16 protein-coding genes are annotated in these 22,868 nt (G+C 61.1%); 5 read left to right on the plus strand and 11 right to left on the minus strand.

Going from position 1 to position 22,868, the window contains the following annotated elements; translation table 11 throughout:
- Positions 1-227: 227 nt before the first annotated feature.
- Positions 228-713 carry a DUF2147 domain-containing protein gene (locus tag ACUN0E_RS33405; protein WP_445569289.1) on the plus strand — a complete coding sequence of 162 codons (486 nt, stop codon included), beginning with the start codon at positions 228-230 and terminating at the stop codon, positions 711-713.
- Positions 714-867: 154 nt separating this feature from the next.
- Here ACUN0E_RS33405 and ACUN0E_RS33410 read toward each other — a convergent pair whose 3' ends face one another.
- The 6 genes from ACUN0E_RS33410 to typA form a co-directional block, all read right to left on the minus strand.
- Positions 868-1,317 carry a transposase gene (locus tag ACUN0E_RS33410; protein ID WP_408389304.1) on the minus strand — a complete coding sequence of 150 codons (450 nt, stop codon included), beginning with the start codon at positions 1,315-1,317 and terminating at the stop codon, positions 868-870.
- 162 nt (positions 1,318-1,479) lie between these two features.
- Entirely contained in the window at positions 1,480-2,577 is a 1,098-nt protein-coding gene (zapE, locus tag ACUN0E_RS33415) for a cell division protein ZapE (RefSeq protein WP_408235215.1), read from the minus strand.
- A gap of 90 nt (positions 2,578-2,667) precedes the next feature.
- On the minus strand, positions 2,668-4,098 hold the full coding sequence (lpdA, locus tag ACUN0E_RS33420) for a dihydrolipoyl dehydrogenase (RefSeq protein ID WP_445569290.1): 1,431 nt from the start codon (positions 4,096-4,098) through the stop codon (positions 2,668-2,670).
- A 139-nt stretch (positions 4,099-4,237) separates the two neighbouring features.
- Positions 4,238-5,500: a 2-oxoglutarate dehydrogenase complex dihydrolipoyllysine-residue succinyltransferase gene (gene odhB, locus ACUN0E_RS33425; protein ID WP_408389300.1), complete on the minus strand. Its 1,263-nt coding sequence runs from the start codon at positions 5,498-5,500 to the stop codon at positions 4,238-4,240.
- A gap of 133 nt (positions 5,501-5,633) precedes the next feature.
- The gene (locus ACUN0E_RS33430; RefSeq protein WP_408389298.1) at positions 5,634-8,495 is read right to left on the minus strand and encodes a 2-oxoglutarate dehydrogenase E1 component; all 2,862 of its coding nucleotides are present in this window, start codon (positions 8,493-8,495) and stop codon (positions 5,634-5,636) included.
- Positions 8,496-8,923: 428 nt separating this feature from the next.
- Positions 8,924-10,750: a translational GTPase TypA gene (typA, locus tag ACUN0E_RS33435; protein ID WP_408235203.1), complete on the minus strand. Its 1,827-nt coding sequence runs from the start codon at positions 10,748-10,750 to the stop codon at positions 8,924-8,926.
- A gap of 318 nt (positions 10,751-11,068) precedes the next feature.
- Here typA and ACUN0E_RS33440 point away from each other — a divergent pair, with 318 nt between their 5' ends.
- The 4 genes from ACUN0E_RS33440 (at position 11,069) to ACUN0E_RS33455 (ending at position 16,057) form a co-directional block, all read left to right on the plus strand.
- Positions 11,069-11,584, plus strand: a complete 516-nt coding sequence (locus ACUN0E_RS33440; protein ID WP_408235200.1) for a MarR family winged helix-turn-helix transcriptional regulator — start codon at positions 11,069-11,071, stop codon at positions 11,582-11,584.
- Positions 11,585-11,633: 49 nt separating this feature from the next.
- Positions 11,634-13,157 carry an efflux transporter outer membrane subunit gene (locus ACUN0E_RS33445; protein ID WP_445569291.1) on the plus strand — a complete coding sequence of 508 codons (1,524 nt, stop codon included), beginning with the start codon at positions 11,634-11,636 and terminating at the stop codon, positions 13,155-13,157.
- A 76-nt stretch (positions 13,158-13,233) separates the two neighbouring features.
- A complete protein-coding gene (locus tag ACUN0E_RS33450) occupies positions 13,234-14,460 on the plus strand; it encodes an EmrA/EmrK family multidrug efflux transporter periplasmic adaptor subunit (protein WP_408389294.1) in 1,227 nt (408 codons plus the stop codon).
- A 34-nt stretch (positions 14,461-14,494) separates the two neighbouring features.
- Complete coding sequence (locus ACUN0E_RS33455; RefSeq protein WP_408232726.1) at positions 14,495-16,057, plus strand: DHA2 family efflux MFS transporter permease subunit; 1,563 nt, start codon at positions 14,495-14,497, stop codon at positions 16,055-16,057.
- A gap of 114 nt (positions 16,058-16,171) precedes the next feature.
- Here ACUN0E_RS33455 and truB read toward each other — a convergent pair whose 3' ends face one another.
- The 5 genes from truB to rimP all read right to left on the minus strand — a co-directional run bounded on the left by truB (position 16,172) and on the right by rimP (position 22,766).
- A complete protein-coding gene (truB, locus tag ACUN0E_RS33460) occupies positions 16,172-17,107 on the minus strand; it encodes a tRNA pseudouridine(55) synthase TruB (RefSeq protein WP_445569292.1) in 936 nt (311 codons plus the stop codon).
- Positions 17,108-17,199: 92 nt separating this feature from the next.
- The gene (rbfA, locus tag ACUN0E_RS33465) at positions 17,200-17,565 is read right to left on the minus strand and encodes a 30S ribosome-binding factor RbfA (protein ID WP_325043011.1); all 366 of its coding nucleotides are present in this window, start codon (positions 17,563-17,565) and stop codon (positions 17,200-17,202) included.
- A 203-nt stretch (positions 17,566-17,768) separates the two neighbouring features.
- A complete protein-coding gene (gene infB / locus ACUN0E_RS33470; protein ID WP_445569293.1) occupies positions 17,769-20,741 on the minus strand; it encodes a translation initiation factor IF-2 in 2,973 nt (990 codons plus the stop codon).
- 94 nt (positions 20,742-20,835) lie between these two features.
- The gene (gene nusA, locus ACUN0E_RS33475) at positions 20,836-22,311 is read right to left on the minus strand and encodes a transcription termination factor NusA (protein ID WP_168793450.1); all 1,476 of its coding nucleotides are present in this window, start codon (positions 22,309-22,311) and stop codon (positions 20,836-20,838) included.
- Positions 22,308-22,766 carry a ribosome maturation factor RimP gene (gene rimP / locus ACUN0E_RS33480; protein WP_120296367.1) on the minus strand — a complete coding sequence of 153 codons (459 nt, stop codon included), beginning with the start codon at positions 22,764-22,766 and terminating at the stop codon, positions 22,308-22,310. The genes nusA and rimP overlap by 4 nt, the downstream gene beginning before the upstream one ends.
- Positions 22,767-22,868: the final 102 nt, after the last annotated feature.

The following is a 22,868-nucleotide window of genomic DNA, read 5'->3' on the forward strand; positions in this document are numbered from 1 at the left end:
TAGAGGTTCCACTATCAAACGGCGCGCGCACTTTCACGTATTCTGCGCTGAGGATGTGCAATTCGCGGCACTCAGGCCGCGAATTGCAAACCGATGTAGCCGAAGTTGAACCTGAGGGGCAATACAAGGCATACGAGGCGTCACGGCGGCCGCAGTAGAAGGCCGCCCGAGATGCTAATAACGCCGCGCGACCATGATCGCGCCGTCTTTAATCAAGGAGGAAGACAATGATGCAATTCGCTCAACGCGCACGCGCAATCGCGCTTCGCACAGCCAAACATGCCGCCCTCGCCGGCGTACTGCTCGCCAGCGCCGTCACGGCAATGGCGCAGACCGATTCCCCAATCGGCACGTGGCAAACCATCGACGATCACACCGGCCAGCCCAAAGCGCTCGTGCAAATTACACAGGACAGCGGCGGCTCGCTGAGCGGCAAGGTGATCAAGGGACTCAATGCCAATGATCAACCGGATCGCCGCTGCACCGAATGTACGGACGCGCGCAAGGACCAGCTGATTCTCGGCATGACGATTATCAACGATATGAAAAAGGACGGCGACGCCTGGGATCACGGGCAGATTCTCGACCCGGAAAACGGCAAGGTTTACAAGTGCAAGATGCACCTGGAAGACAGTGGGAACAAGCTGATCGTGCGTGGCTACATCGGCGTTTCGCTGCTGGGTCGCTCGCAGACCTGGATTCGCCAGCAATAGTAATAGCAGGCGGGTAGTTCAGGCGCCAATGCCTGACGCGCGAATGTGGCGTTCCATCAAGGCCGCTACTGCTGCCAGGATGGAACCGGAAGAAACGGCCGACGATCGCAATCGTCCGGCCGTTTTTTTGTTTGAGTCTGGCTGGTCGGGGTGGTCATGCAGCGTGCTTGAAGGGCGACGCATACGCGAACGGCGAAGACGGTAACGGCTTGACCGATACCGGGCTATACGCCGTGGGCGCAGTGGCCGGAACCTTTTCTGCGTCAACACTCTTCTGTTCCGCGCTCACATGCGTGCGCATGCGCGCTTCCATGAGGTTACAGAGCTCTTCGCTCGCCGCGCCGAATAGCTGATCCATGACGCGCTTGAGTACGCCGGATTCATACCACGCCTTGAAGCGGCGATGGCAGGTTTGATACGACGGGTATTTGCGCGGCATGGCGGACCAGGTCGCGCCACTGTACATCACCCACAACACGCCGTTGAGCACCGAACGCGTGTTGGCAAGCGGCCGGCCACGCAGTTCAGAGCGCGGACGCAGCTCAGGGAGCAACGGTGCAATGCGTTGCCATTCTTCATCATTGATATCACGGTGCGGATTCATGGCTTCTCCTTTGTTAGAACCATGACAAAGAAGATATCCAGTCGTCCGCGGACGGAACATAAGACCAATCCGAATCTTGAAAATACGCCTTCGGACCCCGCCGGTTCGGTGAGCGGACCGTGATCTATCGCAAAAGCATCGACACCCGCGTCACGCCGCTGCTTACGTCAACGACGTATCGACGAGCCGGCGCGGCGCGTCGAGATATTCTTTCGACTGCATTTCAACGATGCGCGAGACCGTGCGTGTGAATTCGTTGGCCATCGGGCCGTCGACGTACAGTTGATCGGGCGGCACCGCTGCCGACATCAACAGTTTGACCTTATGGTCGTAGAACACATCGATCAACCAGGTGAAGCGGCGCGCCTCCGACGCCATGCGCGCCGACATCTGCGGCACGCCGGACAGGATCACCGCGTGAAAACGGCTCGCCAGTTCCAGATAATCGTTCTGCGAGCGCGGACCGCCGCACAACGTCGCGAAATCGAACCACACAACACCATCAGCACGCCTCAACGCCTTCAGCTCGCGCTTTTCGATGTGCAGGATAGGACTCTCATCGGGCACCGCTGCAAGACGCGAGAATGCGTCGCGCAACGCTTTGTCCGAGGCCGCGCCGAGCGGCGTGTGATACACCTCGACCTGGGCCAGCGTGCGCTGGCGGTAGTCTATGCCCGCGTCGACATTGATCACGTCGAGTTTCGACTTGATCAGTTCGATTGCCGGCAGCATACGGTCGCGATGCAGACCGTCCGGATACAGCGTGTCCGGATCGTAATTGGACGTCATCACGAATTGCACGCCGTTCTCGAACAGTTTGTCGAGCAAGCGGTACAGGATCATCGCGTCGGCGATATCCGACACGTGGAATTCGTCGAAACAGATCAACCGGTAGCGCTTGGCGATACGGCGCGCGAGTTCGTCGAGTGGATCGGCCGTGCCTTTCAGGTCTTCCAGTTCGCGGTGCACCTCGCGCATGAATTCGTGGAAATGCAGCCGCGTTTTGCGCTGCACCGGCACGATCATGTAGAAGCTGTCCATCAGGAAGCTCTTGCCCCGTCCTACGCCGCCCCACATGTACACGCCGCGCGGCAGGTCCGGGTGGATGATCAGCTTCTTGAACGCATTCGAGCGGCGCGACTTGTACTCGACCCACTCGTCATAACACCGCTGCAGACGGTCGACCGCCGCGCGTTGCGCCGGATCCGATTGGTAACCCCGCGTCTGCAGTTCTTTTTCGTAGTATTCGGTGACGTTCATTGTGTTGCTGCAAAAAGAAAGGCGGGAGGGAGTGAACCCGCCCGCCTTTGTGGTGATGCCAGAGTTGCGTTCAGTCAGGCGTGCGCGTGATTACATGTTCAGCGCGCGTTTGTCCACGGCGAGCGCCGCTTCACGCATGACTTCCGACAACGACGGGTGCGGATGGCAAATGCGGCCGATGTCTTCCGACGCCGCCTTGAATTCCATCGCCACCACGGCTTCCGCGATCAGATCCGATGCGTTTGCCGAGATGATGTGCACGCCCAGCAGTTCGTCGGTCTTCGCGTCGGCGATCATCTTGACGAAACCCTCCGCCTTGTTGATGCCCAGCGCACGACCGTTCGCCATGAACGGGAACTGGCCCGTCTTGATCTCGCGGCCTTCGGCCTTCAGTTGCTGCTCCGTCTTGCCGACCCACGCGATTTCCGGTTCGGTGTAGATCACCCACGGAATGCAGTTGTAGTCGATATGCGGCTTCTGACCGTCGATGATTTCGGCAACCAGCACGCCTTCGTCTTCAGCCTTGTGCGCGAGCATCGGGCCACGCACCACGTCGCCGATCGCGTACACGTTCGGGACTGCCGTCGCGCAGTGGTCGTCGACGTCGATGAAACCACGCTCGTTCGCCTTCAGGCCGATGGCTTCGAGACCGAGGTTGTCGGTGTTCGGCACGCGGCCGATCGACACGATCAGGCGGTCGGCTTCGAGCGTTTGCGCATTGCCGTCCTTGTCTGTGTAGGCGATCGTGACGCTCTTGTCGGTGGTCTTCACTTCGCCGACCTTCACGCCGACCTGGATGTCCAGACCTTGCTTCTTGAACTGCTTGGCGGCTTCTTTAGCCAGTGCCTGGTCGGCCGCACCGAGGAATTCCGGCAGCGCTTCGAGCACGGTGACTTCCGCGCCCAGACGACGCCACACCGAACCCAGTTCCAGCCCGATCACGCCCGCGCCGATCACGGCGAGTTTCTTCGGCGTGGATTCGAAGCTCAGTGCGCCTTCGTTGTCGGCGACGATCTTATTGTCGACCGGAATGTTCGGCAGGTGACGCGCCTTCGAGCCGGTCGCGATGATCACGTTCTTTGCCGTGACCACCTCGGTTTCGCCTTCGCCGCTCACTTCGATCTGCACGCCGGCGTCCGTCTTGCCGGTGAACTTGCCGTGGCCCTTGAGCCACGTGATCTTGTTCTTGCGGAACAGGAATTCGATGCCCTTGGTCATCTTTTCGACGATGCCTTCTTTACGGGCCATCATCTTCGAGATATCGACCTTCACATCCGACACGGAAATGCCGTGGTCGGCCAGGTGATGCGACGCGTTTTCAAATTCTTCCGACGACGCGAGCAGCGCCTTCGACGGAATGCAACCCACGTTCAAACACGTGCCGCCGAGCTTCAGCGTGCCGGCCGGGTTCTTCCACTGTTCGATACATGCGACGGTCTTGCCGAGTTGCGCTGCGCGGATTGCGGCGATGTAACCGCCTGGGCCGGCGCCGATCACGACGACGTCAAATTCTTTGGACATGACAATCCTTTTGATGACGGAACAGCGCGCGGCCACGTTTCGTGGCGCGCGTCGTTCCAGTACTGCGGAATGCTATAGACGTGCTGCTTATATGGTGTCGGCTTGCGCGATGACAAGCCGACGCCCGCCAAACCGGCAATTACAGGTCGAGCAGCAGGCGCGCCGGGTCTTCCAGCGCATCCTTCATCGCGACCAGCGACAGCACCGCTTCGCGACCGTCGATGATCCGGTGGTCGTACGACAGCGCCAGGTAGTTCATCGGGCGGATCACGATCTGGCCGTTTTCGACCACAGCGCGTTCCTTCGTGGCGTGGACGCCCAGAATGGCGGATTGCGGCGGGTTGATAATCGGGGTCGACAGCATCGAACCGAACACACCACCGTTCGAGATCGAGAACGTACCGCCGGTCATTTCTTCGATCGACAGCTTGCCGTCTTTGGCCTTCTGGCCGAATTCCGCAATCTTCTTCTCGATTTCGGCGAGGCTCAGTTGATCTGCATTGCGCAGGATCGGCACCACCAGGCCACGCGGCGAACCGACCGCGATACCGATGTCGAAGTAGCCGTGATAGACGATGTCGTTACCGTCGATCGACGCGTTCACGAGCGGGAATTTCTTCAGCGCGTGGACAGCCGCCTTCACGAAGAACGACATGAAGCCCAGCTTCACGCCATGTTCCTTTTCGAACTTATCTTTGTACTTGTTGCGCAGGTCCATCACCGGTGCCATGTTCACTTCGTTGAACGTGGTGAGGATGGCGTTGGTTTGCTGCGACTCGAGCAGACGCTCCGCGATACGCGCACGCAGACGCGACATCGGCACGCGTTGTTCCGGACGGTCCTTCAGCCACTGGTCGGCCGATGCCGGTGCCTTGACGTCCGGCAGCGACGGCTTTGCAGCCTTCGGTGCGGCAGCCGGTGCCGGTGCCGCCTTGGCAGCCGGAGCGCCTGCCGTCAGCACGTCTCCCTTGGTGATGCGGCCGTCACGGCCCGTGCCGGCGACGTCGCCCGCGCCCAGACCCTTCTCGGCCATCAGCTTGCCGGCAGCCGGCGAAGCAGCGGTGTTCGTACCCGTTGCGGATGCGGCCTGAGCGGCCGGTGCCGGCGCGGCAACGGGTGCCGGCTTCACTTCGGCTTCGACAGCAGCGGCGCTTGCCGTGCCTTCGGTGTCGATCTTGGCGATCACCTGATCCGCGACGACGATGTCGCCGTCGTTCGAGATCACTTGTGCGAGCACGCCAGCAGAGGGTGCCGGCACTTCGAGCACGACCTTGTCGGTCTCGATTTCGATGAGAATTTCGTCTTGTGCAACAGCCTCGCCGGGCTTCTTCTTCCACTGCAGCATCGTGGCTTCCGAGACCGACTCGGAAAGCTGGGGAACCTTGACTTCAACAATAGCCATTATGAATATCCTGAATACGTATCGGGTGACGGCGCAGTGAACGACGACCGCCTGCGAACCTCGAATGCCGCGAATGATCTTTCAGACGCGGCACGGGAAAGCGCCCTGCGCTTTCCCGGTTCGGCTCTAGTGTTTATTTAGCGATCGACGCGCTCTTGAGGCGGCCGAAAGCGCCTTCGATCAGCGCCTTCTGCTGCTCGTAGTGCTTCGCGTAGTAGCCGACAGCCGGCGAGGCCGAAGCCGGACGGCCGCTGTATGCCAGCTTCTGCCCTTCCTTCATGCCTTCCTTCAGGTGGTGCTCGATGTAGAACCACGGGCCTTGATTCTGCGGCTCGTCCTGCACCCAGACCACTTCGGTCGCGTTGTCGTACTTCTTCATTTCCGCTTCGAACTGCTTGTGCGCGAACGGATAGAGCTGTTCGATACGAATGATCGCGACGTCGTTCGACTTCGATTCACGGCGATGCGCCAGCAGGTCGTAGTACACGCGGCCCGAGCAGGCCACCACGCGCTTGACCTTCTTCGCTTCGATCGCTTCGTCGATTTCGCCAATGATCGGCTGGAACGCACCCTTCGCCAGTTCGGACAGATCCGACACGGCTTCCTTGTGACGCAGCAGCGACTTCGGCGTAGCGACAATCAGCGGCTTCCTGAACAGGCGGATCATCTGACGGCGCAACAGGTGGAAAATCTGCGCCGGCGTGGTCGGCTGAACGACCTGCATGTTGTGGTCTGCGCACAGTTGCAGGAAACGCTCGATACGTGCCGACGAGTGCTCCGGACCTTGACCTTCATAGCCGTGCGGCAGCAGCATCGTGAGACCCGAGACGCGGCCCCACTTCACTTCGCCCGACGAGATGAACTGGTCGATCACGACTTGCGCGCCGTTCACGAAGTCGCCGAACTGCGCTTCCCACGCAACGAACGTATTCGGTTCAGCGGTCGAGTAACCGTATTCGAAGCCCAGCACCGCTTCTTCCGATAGCACCGAGTCGATCACGTTGAACTTCGCCTGACCTTCTGCGACGTTCTGCAGTGGCACGTAGGTGCCGTCGTTCCAGCGCTCGCGGTTCTGATCGTGCAGCACCGCGTGACGGTGCGTGAACGTGCCGCGGCCCGAGTCCTGACCGGTCAGGCGCACTGCATAGCCCGACGCAACCAGCGACGCGAATGCCAGGTGTTCACCCATGCCCCAGTCGAGCTTCGCTTCGCCACGGCCCATCGCGCGACGGTCGTTGATGACGCGCTCGACCAGCGGGTGAACCTTGAAGTTTTCCGGGATCGTGGTGATGCGCTCAGCAAGGCGCTTCAACTCGGCGAGCGGTACTGCCGTGTCGGCTGCGTCGGTCCACTTGCGGTTCAGGAACGGAACCCAATCCACCGCGTACTTGCTCTTGTAGTTCGAGAGCACCGGGTCGACCGTGTGATGACCTTCGTCCATCGCCTTGCGGTAGGCCTTGACGAATTCGTCGCCTTCTTCCGCGGTGATGACGCCTTGCTGGACCAGCTTCTCAGCGTACAGTGCGCGCGTGCCCGGGTGCTTCGCAATCGTCTTGTACATCAGCGGCTGCGTAACAGCCGGCGTGTCCTGCTCGTTGTGACCCAGCTTGCGGAAGCAGACGATGTCGACGACGACGTCCTTGTGGAACTGCATGCGGAAGTCGATGGCCAGTTGCGTAGCCAGCACGACCGCTTCAGGATCGTCACCGTTCACGTGCAACACCGGCGCTTCGATCATCTTGACGACGTCCGAGCAGTACAACGTGGAGCGCGAGTCGCGCGGGTCCGACGTCGTGAAGCCGATCTGGTTGTTGATGACGATGTGCAGCGTGCCGTGCGTGCCGTAACCGCGCGTTTGAGCGAGGTTCAGCGTTTCCATCACGACGCCCTGACCTGCGAAGGCCGCGTCGCCATGGATCTGCACCGGCAGCACTTGCAGGCCGCTGTCGTCGCCGCGACGATCCATACGCGCCTTCGCCGAACCTTCGACCACCGGGTTGACGATTTCGAGGTGCGACGGGTTGAACGCGAGCGACAGGTGGACCGGGCCGCCTTCGGTCGAGACGTCCGACGAGAAACCCTTGTGGTACTTCACGTCGCCGGCCGGCAGGTCGTCGACGTGTTTGCCTTCGAATTCGGCAAACAGATCCGCCGGCATCTTGCCCAGCGTATTGACCAGCACGTTCAGACGGCCACGGTGGGCCATGCCGATGACGATTTCCTGCACGCCGTTGGCGCCGCCATGACGCACGACTTCGTCCATCGACGCGATGAAGCTTTCGCCGCCTTCGAGCGAGAAGCGTTTCTGGCCGACGTACTTGGTGTGCAGGAAGCGCTCGAGGCCTTCAGAGGCCGTCAGGCGATTCAGAATGTGCTTCTTCTTTTCATTGGAGAAGTTCGGCGTCGAACGGATCGACTCGAGCTTCTCTTTCCACCAGCGCTTCTGTTCCGGATCGCTGATGTACATGTACTCGGCGCCGATCGTGCCGCAGTACGTGTCACGCAGGGCCTTGACGATCTCGCGCAGCGAAGCACGCTCGAACCCGAAATACAGATTCGTTGCGCTGAACTCCTGGTCCATGTCGGCTTCAGTGAAGTCGTAGAACGCGGGTTCAAGTTCGGGGATAGCGGGACGTTCGCGGCGCTTCAGGGGATCGAGATTGGCCCATTGCGAGCCGAGGAAGCGATATGCGCCGATGAGGGACTGCACATAGACCTGCTTGCGGGAAGTAGCGAGATCTTCGCCGCCGGCCGCCGCGCGCGGGATAAAGGCATTAGCCTTGGCTCGTTGCGCAAACGATTCGACGATCGGGCCGTGGGCCACGTCGTTGGCATTGCTGCCATCCGATGCAGGGACGTTCTGCAACGCGTCGAAATAGCTGCGCCAGTTCTCGGGCACTGACGCCGGATTGTCGAGATACGCTTCGTACATTTCTTCTACGTACGGAGCATTGCCGCCGAACAGATAGGAGTTCGACTGGAATTGCTTCATCATTTTTACGCTCACCTTTCTTCGAGTTTCTCGAGAAATAGCGGGTTACAGAACCTTCCGCGACACGGCCTGACCGTTTGGCGGATTGCGCGAATCAAGTCTTGCTTGGAAGGACCTAAAACTTTGCACCCGGGGAGCATATCACAGAACGGATAGTGCAGATAGCAGACGGATTGCCGCTCGAGCCCGTCGTGACGGGCTTTCAGGGGTATTACCAGCGCTCGCAACAGTCTTCTGCGAGAAACGGGGACAAACGGGAACAAACGGAACACCAACCGCAGAACAACTGCATCCAACGGCTGCAGGCGGTCTGCGGTAGCCGGCGCAAACTGCCGGCCACCGCTCCCTCGACGCCAGAGGGGCCAGAAACGGCAAAAGCCACCCAGAGGTGGCTTTTGCCTGACATCGCGCCGCTAAGGGCCGGTGCCGATTTAGTCCACTGCGCCCTTACGGCTGGCGCTGCGGCGCTCGTGTTCCTTCAGGTAACGCTTGCGCAGACGAATGGATTGCGGCGTGACTTCGACCAGTTCGTCGTCGTCGATGAATTCGACCGCGTATTCCAGCGACATCTGGATCGGCGGCACGAGGCGCACTGCTTCGTCCGTACCCGACGAACGCACGTTGGTCAATTGCTTACCCTTGATCGGGTTCACGACCAGGTCGTTGTCACGGCTGTGAATGCCGATGATCATGCCTTCGTACAGCGGCTCGCCCGGCGATACGAACATACGGCCGCGGTCCTGGAGCTTCCACAGTGCGTACGCGACTGCCGCGCCGTCGTCCTGCGAAATCAGCACGCCGTTACGACGCTCGCCGACACCGCCTTCCCTGACCGGCTGATACGAGTCGAACGTGTGGCTCATCAGGCCCGTGCCGCGCGTCAGCGTCAAGAACTCGCCCTGGAAACCGATCAGGCCACGCGCCGAAATACGGTACTCGAGACGCGTACGGCCACGGCCGTCCGACGCCATGTCGAGCATTTCACCCTTGCGGCGACCCAACTCTTCCATCACGCCGCCCTGGTGAGCGTCTTCCATGTCGACCGTCAGGTTTTCGTACGGCTCGTGCTTCACGCCGTCGACTTCCGTCATCACCACGCGCGGACGCGACACGGCCAGTTCGTAGCCTTCACGGCGCATGTTCTCGACCAGAATGGTCAGGTGCAGTTCGCCGCGGCCTGCCACTTCGAACGTGGTTTCGTCGCCCGTTTCTTTCACGCGCAGCGCCACGTTGTGGTTCAGCTCCTTCATCAGGCGGTCACGGATCTGACGGCTCGTGACGAACTTGCCTTCGCGGCCGGCCAGCGGCGACGAATTGACGAGGAAGTTCATCGTCAGGGTCGGTTCGTCGACGGTGATCATCGGCAGCGCTTCCGGTTGTTCCGGAGCGCAAATGGTCACACCGATACCGATTTCTTCGATACCGTTGATCAGCACGATGTCGCCAGCTTCAGCCGCCTCAACCTGCACGCGCTCAAGACCCTTGAACGACAGCACCTGGTTGATCTTGCGGTTCAGAATCGCACCGTCCGGACCCGAACGCACGGCCACTGCCATACCCGGCTTGATACGGCCACGCGTGATGCGGCCCACGCCGATACGGCCGACGTACGACGAATAGTCGAGCGACGTGATCTGCAGTTGCAGCGGACCTTCCGGATCGGCCGGGCGGACCGGAACGTGTTCCAGCACGGCGTCGAACAGCGGACGCATGTCGCCTTCACGCACATCCGGGGTCAGACCGGCATAGCCGTTGAGACCCGATGCGTAGACGATCGGGAAGTCGAGTTGTTCGTCAGTTGCGCCCAGCTTGTCGAACAGATCGAACGTCTGGTTGATCACCCAGTCGATCCGCGCGCCCGGCCGGTCAACCTTGTTGATCACGACGATCGGCTTGAGACCGAGCGCCAGTGCCTTCTTGGTCACGAAGCGCGTTTGCGGCATCGGGCCTTCGACAGCATCGACCAGCAGCAGCACCGAGTCGACCATCGACAGCACGCGCTCCACTTCACCGCCGAAGTCGGCGTGGCCCGGCGTGTCGACGATGTTGATGTGCGTGCCTTCGTACTCGACCGCGCAGTTCTTCGAAAGAATCGTGATGCCACGTTCCTTTTCGATGTCGTTCGAGTCCATCACGCGCTCGACAACCTGCTGGTTGTCGCGGAACGTGGCCGTCTGGCGGAGGAGCTGATCGACGAGCGTGGTCTTGCCGTGGTCGACGTGGGCGATGATGGCGATATTGCGTAGGGCGCGAGTCATAGGAACCTGGAGACAGTTGAGTGCGCCCGCAGCAGCATTGTGTACGAAGCCAACAAAGCCCAAAGCGCACTTTTGGGAACCCAACATTATAGCACGGCGAAATGAAGCTTTCTGGTATTCCCTGATAGCCCCACTGTTTTCCTCGCAGCGACGTGTAAGAAATAAGGTCATTCTGCATCAGCAATAACCTAGGCAAACCCGCACGCATTGTGCCTTGAGCAGGAAAAGTTCCTTGCCTAAGCTGTAATAACGCTTGCCGCGTCAATCAACCGCCCCCTATAATCCTGCCTAGTCAACCATTGCATTCGCACGAGAATCATGACGGAGCCGTCCTCTACCCCCACGCCGGATATCAGCGAGTACCAGCTAGGCGAAAGTGTCGGCTATCTGATCTCGCGGGTGAAGTCGACCATGTCCAACCTGGTCACGCAGCGCAGCATGGCTGAACTGGGCATCACCAGCCAGCAAGGCAGCATCCTGTTCATGGTAGCGAGCGGCAAATGCCTGCTGGCGGCTGAACTGGCGCGGGAATACGGCATTGACGCAAGCGCCGTCACGCGTCTGGTCGACCGGTTGGAAAAGCGCGGCCTGCTGACGAGGGTGCGCAGCAACGAAGACCGCCGGGTCGTGCGACTCGCGCTGACACCGGAAGGTCACGCGATCGCGGCAAAAATGCCCGCGATTTTTAACGGCGTGCTGGACAACCTGCTGGGTGGTTTTACCCCTGAGGAAGTCGGTTTTCTGAAAAGCATGCTGCGTCGTGTACTCGTCAATTCCGGTGAACAAACGGGACTAACCCGTGATGCAACAAGCAATTTTGACAGCAAATCGTAATAAATTGCTTGCAGTGTCCATCATTACATTCCACTCAAAGAGTCGAGCGATGAAATCCCTTTCCCTGTCCGCGCCCGCGCTTTCGAGCCGGGCCGCTGTCGCCGCCGCGGTGACGGCGCTCGCCCTCACGGGGTGCGCGAACTACTTCGGTATGAAGAGCGACAAGCAGATCTCGTCGCCGGCCCAGTACGAGTCCACCCAGAGCCTGTCCGGTCAGGGTGGCCAATGGCCGTCGCTCGACTGGGCCAACCAGTTCGGCGACCCGCAGTTGCCCAGGCTGATCGCAGAAGCGCTGGAAGGCAGCCCCTCGATCGCGCAGGCTCAGGCGCGCCTCGCCAAGGCTTCGTCATACATTGAAAGCTCGCGCTCGGCGCTGTACCCGAAGGTCAACGGCAGCTACTCATGGACCCGCGAACTGTTCTCGGGAAACGCGCTCTACCCGCCTCCGTACGGCGGCACCTGGTATAGCGAGAACAACGTGCTGGCGAGCGCGTCGTGGGATCTGGACCTGTGGGGCAAGAACCGCCAGCGTCTGGGCCAGGCCGTGTCGCAGGAAAAGGCGGCCGAAGCCGACATGCAGCAAGCGCGCGTGACGCTCGCTGCGTCCGTGGCGAGCACGTACAACCAGCTTGCGCAGTTGTATGCGTACCGCGACATCGCCGCGCGCGAAATCGCCAACCGCCAGGACATCGGCCGCATCACCAACGGTCGCGTGGCCGCCGGGCTCGATACCAACGTCGAACGGCAAACCGCGAACGGCAACATCGCGACCAGCCAGTCGAATTTGACGGATCTCGATGGTCAGATCACTGTGGTGCGCTATCAGTTGGGCGCGTTGCTCGGCAAGGGTCCGGATCGCGGCCTGCAGATCGCCAAGCCGGTCCTGACCAGCGGCGAAGCGGTAGCGCTGCCGGACAATCTGCCCGCCGACCTCGTGGCGCGCCGCGCGGATATCGTCGCCGCACGCTGGCAGGTGGAAGCCGCGATGCATGACGTGAAGGAAGCGAAAGCGGAATTCTTCCCGGACATCAACCTCGCCGCCGGCGTCGGTTTCGATGCGTTCGGCTGGGGCCGTTTCCTTAAGTCGGGCAGTCGCCAGATGCAACTCGGCCCGGCGATTCATCTGCCGATCTTCGACGCCGGCGCACTGCGCTCGCAGTTGAAGGGCCGCTACGCAGACTTTGACCTCGATGTGGCGAACTACAACCAGACGCTGATCAGTGCCCTCTCGGACGTCGCGACGCAAGTGTCGTCGATCCGTTCGATCGACCAGCAATCGGGCGACGCACAGCGCGCGCTCGACGCGTCGACCAAGGCCTATCAGTTGGCGGTAATCCGCTACAAGGCCGGTTTGTCGCCGCAGTTGCAGGTGCTGACCGCCGACCAGAACCGCCTTAGCGCCGAACAGACGGTGACGGGCCTCAAGATGCGCCGCCGCGATATGCAGATCGGCCTCATCAAGGCGCTCGGCGGCGGTTTCGACGCAACGCAGACCGGCCTCGTGGTGCCAACCGATGCCCCGGCATCGGCCGCCCCGGCATCGGCCACCGCCGCGACCGCCGCTGCAAACTGAAGCCACATCGACGCGAGCCACGCCCGCACGAACATCCGAATAAACGACGACGTTTGAGAGAAACCGGAGCACATCAATGAGCACCCCCCAGCAGCCCGCGGCCCCCGCACAACCGGCGAACAACGGCAAACGCAAGCGCATGATGACGCTGCTCGTCATCGTGATCCTGATCGCCGCGGTCGCCTACGGCCTTTACTACTTCCTCGACGCACGCTTTCATGAAGACACCGACGACGCGTATGTAAACGGCAACGTCGTACAGATCACGCCGCAAGTCACCGGCACGGTTGTCGCCGTGAACGCGGACGACACGCAAACGGTGAAGGCCGGCGACCCGGTCGTCGTACTCGATCCGGCCGACGCGCGCGTCGCGCTCGAACAAGCCGAAGCGAATCTCGCGCAGACGGTGCGCCAGGTCCGCGGCCTGTTCGCCGACGACAATCAGTATCAGGCGCAAGTTGCCCAGCGTCAGTCCGATCTGTCGCGCGCGCAGGACGACCTGAAGCGCCGCCTGACGGTTGCGCAAACGGGCGCCGTGTCGCTGGAAGAAATCTCGCATGCCCGCGACGCCGTGAAAAGCGCGCAAGCCTCGGTCGATGCCGCCCAGCAACAACTGGCGTCGAACCGTGCGTTGACCGCCAACACCACGATCGCGGATCACCCCAATGTGCAGGCCGCCGCCGCGAAGGTCCGCGATGCATACCTGAACAACGCGCGTAACAACCTGCCGGCACCGGTCACGGGCTACGTCGCGAAGCGCTCGGTGCAGGTCGGCCAGCGCGTCTCGCCGGGCACCCCGCTGATGGCTATCGTGCCGCTGGGCGGTGTGTGGGTCGATGCGAACTTCAAGGAAGTGCAACTGAAGCACATGCGCATTGGCCAGCCGGTCGAACTGACGGCCGACGTGTACGGCTCGTCGGTGGTGTTCCACGGCAAGGTGGTTGGCTTCTCGGCGGGTACGGGTTCGGCGTTCTCGCTGCTGCCTGCGCAGAATGCAACCGGCAACTGGATCAAGGTCGTGCAGCGTCTGCCGGTGCGGATCGCGCTCGACCCGCAGGAACTTGAAAAGCATCCGCTGCGCATTGGCCTGTCGATGCAAGCCGACGTGACCATCAAGGATGACAACGGCGGTCAACTCGGCAACGCGCCGAACACGGTCTATCAGACCAACGTGTTCGAAAAATACGGCGACCAGGCCGACGCCGAAATTGCTCGCATCATTTCGGAGAATGCAGGTCCGAACGGTGGTTCGCAGAAGTCGGCTCAAGCAGGCTCCGCGAAGCCCGCTGCGAAGTTGATGTAAGCGGCGCGACGATTCATATAAGGTTTTTTGATTAATGGCTCAGGCTCAGGCGCAAGTCCCTCATCCGCCGCTCGAGGGCGCGCAGTTGGTGATCGGCACCATCGCGGTGTCGCTCGCCGTTTTCATGAACGTGCTCGACACGTCGATTGCAAACGTGTCGATCCCGTCTATCTCAGGCGATCTCGGTGTGTCGTCCGACCAGGGCACGTGGGTAATCACATCGTTCGCGGTAGCGAATGCGATCTCCGTGCCGCTGACCGGCTGGCTTACCGAACGTGTCGGCCAGGTGCGCCTGTTCATGGCGTCGATCATTCTGTTCGTGATCTCGTCGTGGATGTGCGGCCTCGCGCCCACCCTGCCGTTCCTGCTTGCCTCGCGCGTGCTGCAAGGCGCTGTGGCCGGCCCGATGATTCCGCTGTCGCAAACGCTGCTGCTCGCGAGCTACCCACGCGCCAAGGCGCCAATGGCTTTATCGATGTGGGCGATGACCACGCTGATCGCGCCGGTGGCCGGGCCGATTCTCGGTGGCTGGATCTCGGACAACATCTCGTGGCCATGGATTTTCTACGTCAACATCCCGGTCGGCGCGATCGCCGCCATCGCGACGTGGACGATCTTCCGCAACCGCGATTCGGTCATCAGAAAGGCACCGATCGACGGCGTCGGTCTCGGTCTCCTGATTCTCTGGGTCGGCTCGTTGCAGGTGATGCTCGATAAGGGCAAGGACCTCGACTGGTTCTCGTCGACCACCGTCGTCGTGCTGGCGCTGGTCGCGGTGATTTCGCTCGCGTTCTTCATCGTGTGGGAATTGACAGCCGAGCATCCTGTGGTCGATCTATCACTCTTCCGGCGGCGCAATTTCACGAGCGGCACGATCGCGCTATCGATCGGCTACGGGCTCTACTTCGGCAACCTCGTGTTGTTGCCGCTGTGGCTGCAAACCGATATCGGCTACACGGCCACCGAAGCGGGTCTAGTGATGGCGCCGGTCGGCCTGTTCGCCGTGCTGCTGTCACCGATCACCGGCAAGGTGTTGCCGCGTACCGATCCGCGCTATATCGCGACCTTGTCGTTCCTCGTGTTCGCGCTGTGTTTCTGGATGCGCTCACGCTATACGACCGGCGTCGATACTTATTCGCTGCTGCTGCCCACGTTGATTCAGGGGATCGGCATGGCCGGATTCTTCATCCCGCTGGTGTCGATTACGCTGTCGGGTTTGCCAGGCAACCGGATTCCGGCTGCGTCGGGACTGTCGAATTTCGTGCGGATCATGTGCGGCGGTATTGGCACGTCGATTTTCCAGACCGCGTGGGATCACCGCACCATCATGCATCATGCGCAACTGGCCGAACAGGCGAGCGCGTACAACCCGGTTTTCGATCAGTCGATCCGACAGATGGGTGCGGCGGGCTTCAGTCAGCCGCAGGCGTATGGTCTGTTCAATACGATGGCCACGCAGCAGGCCGCGCAGTTGGGCGTGAACGATCTCTTCTTTGTCTCGGCGGGGATCTTTGTCGCGCTGATCGCGCTGATCTGGATGGCAAAGCCGGAACGCGCCGGTGGCGATGCGGGTGCGGCGGCTGCGGCGGCGCATTGAGGGTTTAGCTTCGGTCCACGATGCGTGGCTGTGGGTGTGTATGTAGGTAGCAAAAAAGGCGGGACCACTTGATAGCGGTTCCGCCTTTTTCGTTGCTGCTTGCGATGTTCCGCTCTAGCTCTCAGTCGTGACCACCAGCCGCTCGGGCGCCAATACGCCCTCGCCTTGCTTCGCGACGCCGAGCAGACGTCCTTCGGCTGAATACACACGTACGCGAGGTGCATTCACAGCATCGCCCGTGACGGTCAACTCGGAGAGCTTCAGACGTTGACCATGCAGGAAGCGACGGGTCGCGTCTTCGTCCAGGGTGACGAGCGGGAATGTGGACAGCAATGCATCGACCGGCTGCAGCCACACATCACGCTCGCTCTCCGTCGCATCGGACAACGCGTCGAGCGTCACCGAGTTTTCAAGCGTCAGCGCGCCGACGCCGGTACGCCGCAGCGCAACCAGATGCGCGCCACAACCGAGCGCTTCGCCGATATCCTCGGCGAGCGTGCGCACATATGTGCCTTTGCTGCACGTCACGCGAAACGTCACGTCGGGCAACGCACAGGCAAGCATTTCAAGCGCGTGAATCGTCACCTGACGCCCTTCCCGTTCAACCGTCTGACCGGCGCGCGCATATTCGTACAGCGGCTTGCCGTCGCGCTTGAGCGCCGAATACATCGGCGGAATCTGGACGATGCCGCCGAGAAAGTTCTGCATAGCCGCCTGCACCGCAGCCTGATCGCACGTCACGTTGCGCGTATCGATAGCTTCGCCTTCGGCGTCGCCGGTGGTTGTGCGGATACCGAGGCGCATGGTCGCCTCATAGGTTTTGTCGGCTTCGAGTAGATCTTGCGAGAACTTGGTCGCTTCACCAAAACACAGCGGCAAGAGACCTGTGGCGAGTGGATCGAGCGTGCCGGTGTGGCCGGCCTTTTTGGCCAGGTAGAGACGCTTCGCACGAATCAGCGCGTCGTTGCTCGACAGGCCGAGCGGCTTGTCGAGCAGCAGCACGCCGTCGAGCGCGCGACGCGGCACGCGGGGGCGTTGAGGTGCAGTCATGTCAGAAAGACAGGGTCTTCGAAGTGGTCGGAAACAGCGCTAGACGAACTGCAACTGAGACATTGCAGCCAGGAACGCGGATAACGGCGCGCTCAGTCTTCTTTCGCGCGATTGGCGTTCGCCTCGTCGATCAGACGAGACATTTCGACGGCCCGTTCGATCGTCTGATCATAGTGAAAATGCAGCGTCGGCACGGTATGAATGTGCAGGCGCTTGAACAACTGATTGTGAAGATGGCCGGCCGCGTGCGTGAGCGCTTCGAGCGTCTGTTGCGGGTCACCGGTCAGCGTCGTGAAGTAGACCTTCGCGTGCGCGTAGTCGGGCGTCAGCTCGACGCTTTGAATCGTGACGAGACCGATGCGCGGATCCTTGACCTCGCGCAGCAACTCGGACAGGTCGCGCTGGATCTGATCGGCGATCTGCACGTTACGATTGGGAGAAGAACGTTTTTTAGCCATGATGTTTGTGTGATCCGCTCTGACGGATGCAAAAAAGTTGTTCACGCGAGCCGTGGCGGTTCATGGCTCTACGGCAATGAACGGTTTGACAGCGACTGCAAACCACCGCGGGCCGCAATACGCGACAAATGCTCAGGCCCAAAAACCAACGGGCGGAGCGGGCGCTTAAGCCCGCTCCGCCCGTTGAGCCAATGCCGCGTGAATTACAGCGTACGCGCGACTTCGGTAACTTCGAAGACTTCGAACTGATCGCCTTCGACGATATCGTTGAAGTTCTTGATCGACATACCGCACTCGAAGCCCTGGCGGACTTCCTTGACGTCGTCCTTGAAGCGCTTGAGCGAATCGAGCTCGCCCGTGAAGATGACGACGTTGTTGCGCAGCACGCGCACCGACGACGAGCGCTTGACGAAACCGTCCGTGACCATACAGCCGGCCACCGCGCCGATCTTCGGTACCTTGAAGACCTGACGCACTTCGACCGTACCCGTCACGATTTCGCGCTTCTCCGGTGCCAGCATGCCCGACATCGCAGCCTTCACTTCATCTACTGCGTCATAGATGATGTTGTAGTAGCGAATATCCACACCGTTGCTTTCCGCCAGCTTGCGCGCCTGTGCATCCGCACGGGTGTTGAAGCCGATGATGACCGCCTTCGAAGCCGTAGCCAGGTTGACGTCCGACTCGCTGATGCCGCCAACTGCGCCGTGCACGATCTGCACGCGAACTTCGTCGGTCGACAGCTTGAGCAGCGACTGCACCAAAGCTTCCTGCGAACCCTGCACGTCGGCCTTGACGATGAGCGGCATGTACGCCACTTCGCCTTCGCCCATCTGCTCCAGCATGTTCTCGAGCTTCGCGGCCTGTTGCTTGGCCAGCTTGACGTCGCGGAACTTGCCTTGACGGAACAGTGCCACTTCGCGCGCCTTGCGGTCGTCCGGCATGACGATGACTTCTTCGCCTGCTTGCGGCACTTCCGACAGACCTTGAATCTCAACCGGGATCGACGGGCCTGCCGATTTGGTCGGCTTGCCGGTTTCGTCGAGCATGGCTCGCACACGACCGTAAGCGCTACCTGCCAGCACCACGTCGCCGCGGTTCAGCGTACCCGACTGGACCAGGATCGTTGCAACCGGACCCTTACCCTTATCGAGCTTCGCTTCAATGACGAGACCCTTGGCCGGCGCTTCGATCGGTGCCTTCAGTTCCAGCACTTCGGCTTGCAGCAACACGTTTTCCAGCAGTTCGTCGATACCCGCGCCGGTTTTAGCCGACACCGACACGAACGGCGAATCGCCACCGTATTCTTCCGGCACGACGCCTTCCGCGACGAGTTCCTGCTTCACGCGGTCCGGATTCGCATCCGGCTTGTCGATCTTGTTGATCGCGACGACGAGCGGCACGCCGCCTGCCTTCGCGTGGGCAATCGCTTCCTTCGTTTGCGGCATCACGCCGTCGTCGGCTGCAACCACCAGAATCACGATGTCGGTTGCCTTCGCACCGCGAGCACGCATGGCCGTAAATGCTTCGTGGCCCGGCGTATCGAGGAACGTGATGACACCGCGCGGCGTTTCGACGTGATAGGCGCCGATATGCTGCGTAATCCCGCCCGCTTCACCCGCTGCAACCTTGGCGCGGCGGATGTAGTCGAGCAGCGAGGTCTTGCCGTGGTCGACGTGGCCCATGACCGTGACGACCGGCGGACGCGGCAGTGCTTCTGCGTCCGTGATTTCGCCTTCGACCAGCATCGCTTCCGGATCGTCCAGCTTGGCCGCAACCGCGTGGTGGCCCAGTTCCTCGACGATGATCATCGCCGTTTCCTGGTCCAGCATCTGGTTGATCGTGACCATCTGGCCGAGCTTCATCATCGACTTGATGACTTCCGAGGCCTTCACCGCCATCTTGTGCGCCAGATCGGCGACCGTGATGGTCTCCGGCACGTGTACTTCGCGCACGATCGGTTCGGTCGGCGCCTGGAACGTGGTGTTCTGATCCTGATGCTTGCCGCGACCCTTCGGGCCACCGCGCCAGCCGCGATCAACACCGCCGCTCGAATCGCCACGCGTCTTGATACCGCGGCGCTTCGCTGCGTCGTCCTGCCAGCCGCCCTTGCCACCACCCGGCTTCTTCTTGTCACCAGCCGACGGCGTGGTCGTTGCAGCCGGAGCCGCAGTTGCCGGCTTCTTGACTGCCGGACGTGCAGGCGCTTCACCTGCCGGACGCGCCGGCTTGTGCAGCGTGCCCTTGGCTTCCACGGCCTTGACCGGCTCAGCGGGCTTCGGTGCCGGTTCCGGCGCCTTGACCTGCGCCTTGCGCGGCGTGTTCATCATTTCGCGAATCGCACGCGCTTCGGCTTCCGCCGCCGCACGGCGCTTGCTGACTTCTTCCTGCTCGGCACGCGTTTTCTCGGCGGCCTGACGCGCTGCGTCTTCCGCTTTCTTCGCTGCTTCGCGTTGTGCGGCACGTTCTGCCGCTGCGCGCTCGTCTTCCTGCTCGCTTTCCTTCGCGACCGCCGGCTCCGCAGCCTTGGCCGCTACCGGTTCAGCCTTCGCAGTCGCCGCCTGGGCAGCCTGCGCCGGCTCTGCAACTTGAGCCTGCTGGCGAACAGCCGCCTCAGCCGCAGCCGCTGCGCGCTTCTTCGCTGCTTCTTCTTCCGCACGACGGCGCTCGGCTTCGGCAGCCTGCTCGCGCGCCTGACGTTCCGCTTCTTCGCGCTCGAGCTGCTCCTGACGCGCCTTCAACTCCTGAGCCTGCTTTTCGAGCAGATCGGCTTCGTGACGAGCTTCCTCTTCACGGCGCTGGAGTTCCAGATCGTCGACGTCGGCCTCGGCCTCGGCCACATGATTCGATGCATCGCCGCCTTCAGCGGCGGATTCGTCGCGGCGGACGAAAGTGCGCTTCTTGCGCACCTCGACCTGAATGGTGCGAGCTTTGCCCGTCGCGTCGGATTGTTTGATCTCCGACGTATGCCGTTTCGTCAGCGTGATCTTGCGCTTGTCCGCATCAGTCGAGCCGTGAGACTTGCGCAAGTGGTCGAGCAGACGCGCCTTGTCCGTTTCGGACAAGCTGTCGTCTTCGCTCGCTTTAGTGACGCCTGCTGCCTGAAGCTGCTCAAGGAGCACGCCTGCAGGCATTTTCAGTTCCGCGGCAAATTGGGCTACGTTGTTACTCGCCATTCATTCCTCTTAATGCAAGGACCGATTCCTTGCGGTTAGCATCTTGTCATGCGGCCTAACGGCCGCGGTCAATTTAGTGCGCCATGGTCATTTCTCACTGGAACCAATGTTCACGTGCTTTCATGATCAACGCCTTAGCGGCATCCTCTTCCATTCCGGTCATCTCGACCAGTTCATCCACAGCCAGCTCGGCGAGTTCGTCGCGCGTCTGGATCTGATGTTCGGCAAGCTTGGCGAGCAGGTCGGCATCCATGCCGTCCAGGCTCTTCAGGTCGAGTGCAACATTCTCGACCTTTTCTTCATTCGCGATCGCCAGTGTCAGCAACGCATCGCGCGAGCGATTACGCAGTTCGTGAACGGTGTCTTCGTCGAATGCTTCGATTTCGAGCATCTCGTTGAGCGGCACATAAGCGATCTCTTCGAGGCTCGTAAAGCCTTCGTCGATCAGGATGTCGGCAACTTCTTCGTCGACATCGAGACGCGCCATGAACAGGTCGCGCAGTACACCGCGTTCCTGATTCTGCTTTTGCGCAGATTCGTCCGGCGTCATGATGTTGATCTGCCAGCCGGTGAGTTCGCTGGCAAGACGCACGTTCTGGCCGCTGCGGCCGATCGCGACCGCCAGTTCGTTTTCGTCTACGACGACGTCCATCGAATGTTTTTCTTCATCGACGACGATCGACTGGACGGCTGCCGGCGCGAGCGCGCCGATCACAAACTGTGCGGGATCTTCCGACCATAGCACGATGTCGACGTTTTCGCCACCGAGCTCATTGCGCACGGCCTGTACGCGCGAACCGCGGATACCGACGCACGTGCCGATCGGATCGATGCGCTTGTCGTAAGCGACCACGCCGATCTTGGCGCGCACGCCCGGATCGCGGGCAGCCGCCTTGATTTCCAGCAGGCCCTGCTCGATTTCCGGCACTTCCATTTCGAACAGCTTCATCAGGAATTCGGGCGCCGTACGCGACAACTCGATCTGCGGACCGCGTGCGGTGCGATCGACCTTGGCGATGTAGGCGCGCACGCGGTCGCCCACGCGCAGGTTTTCCTTCGGAATCAGCTGGTCGCGGCGCAGCAGCGCTTCGACACGGCCGGTTTCGACGATGAAGTTACCCTTATCCAGGCGCTTCACCGAGCCGGTCATGATGTGCTCGCCGCGCTCGAGGAAATCGTTCAGGATCTGCTCGCGTTCCGCGTCGCGCACCTTCTGCAGGATCACCTGCTTGGCAGCCTGCGCGCCGATACGGCCGAATTCGATCGACGGCACCGGTTCTTCGATGAACTCGTCGAGCTGGATTTCCGGCTTCTGTTCACGCGCTTCGAACAGCAGGATTTCCTGATCCGGCTCTTGCAGGCCGGCTTCGTCCGGCACCACTTTCCAGCGGCGAAACGTTTCGTGCTCGCCGCTTTCACGGTCGATCTGGACGCGAATATCCGCGTCTTCTTCGAAGAGTTTCTTGGAGGCCGAAGCGAGGGCCGCCTCGAGCGCGGCAAATACCACGTCTTTATCGACGTTCTTCTCGCGTGCCAGCGCATCCACCAGCATCAACACTTCGCGACTCATTGTTTGCGGCTCCTAAAGTCAACTTTCGGAACGAGGCGTGCCTTATCGATATCCGCGACGGTGAAATCGAGCATCGCGGCGCCTTCCTTCCCTTCAAATTCCAGGCCGATCGTCTCGCCTTGCGGAGCATGCAGGATGCCCCGGTACGATTTCCGTCCGTCCAATGGCTTTTTCAATGTGATTACCACTTCGCTGCCTGCGAAGCGTTCAAAATCCGCCAGTTTTTTCAGCGGGCGGTCGAGCCCCGGCGACGATACTTCAAGCCGCTCGTATTCGATATTTTCGACCGTCAGAACGTGCTGGAGCTGACGCGTGACTTTCTCGCAATCTTCGATCGCAATGCCGGCCGGCTGGTCGATATAAATGCACAACATGCCGCGCCCGGTGCGCTCGAGATCGACGAGCTCGTAGCCGAGTCCCACGACCGTGGTTTCAATCAGTTCCGTCAGTTGCACAGTGCCCTCTAAGATGTTCGCGCGGCGAGACCTGCCGGGTTTGTCTGCAAACACCAATGCGGGCCGCGCGCCAAGCTGGCGCACGTTCGTGCTACCCGAGAT

It is taken from the genome of Paraburkholderia sp. D1E, from assembly GCF_052682275.1.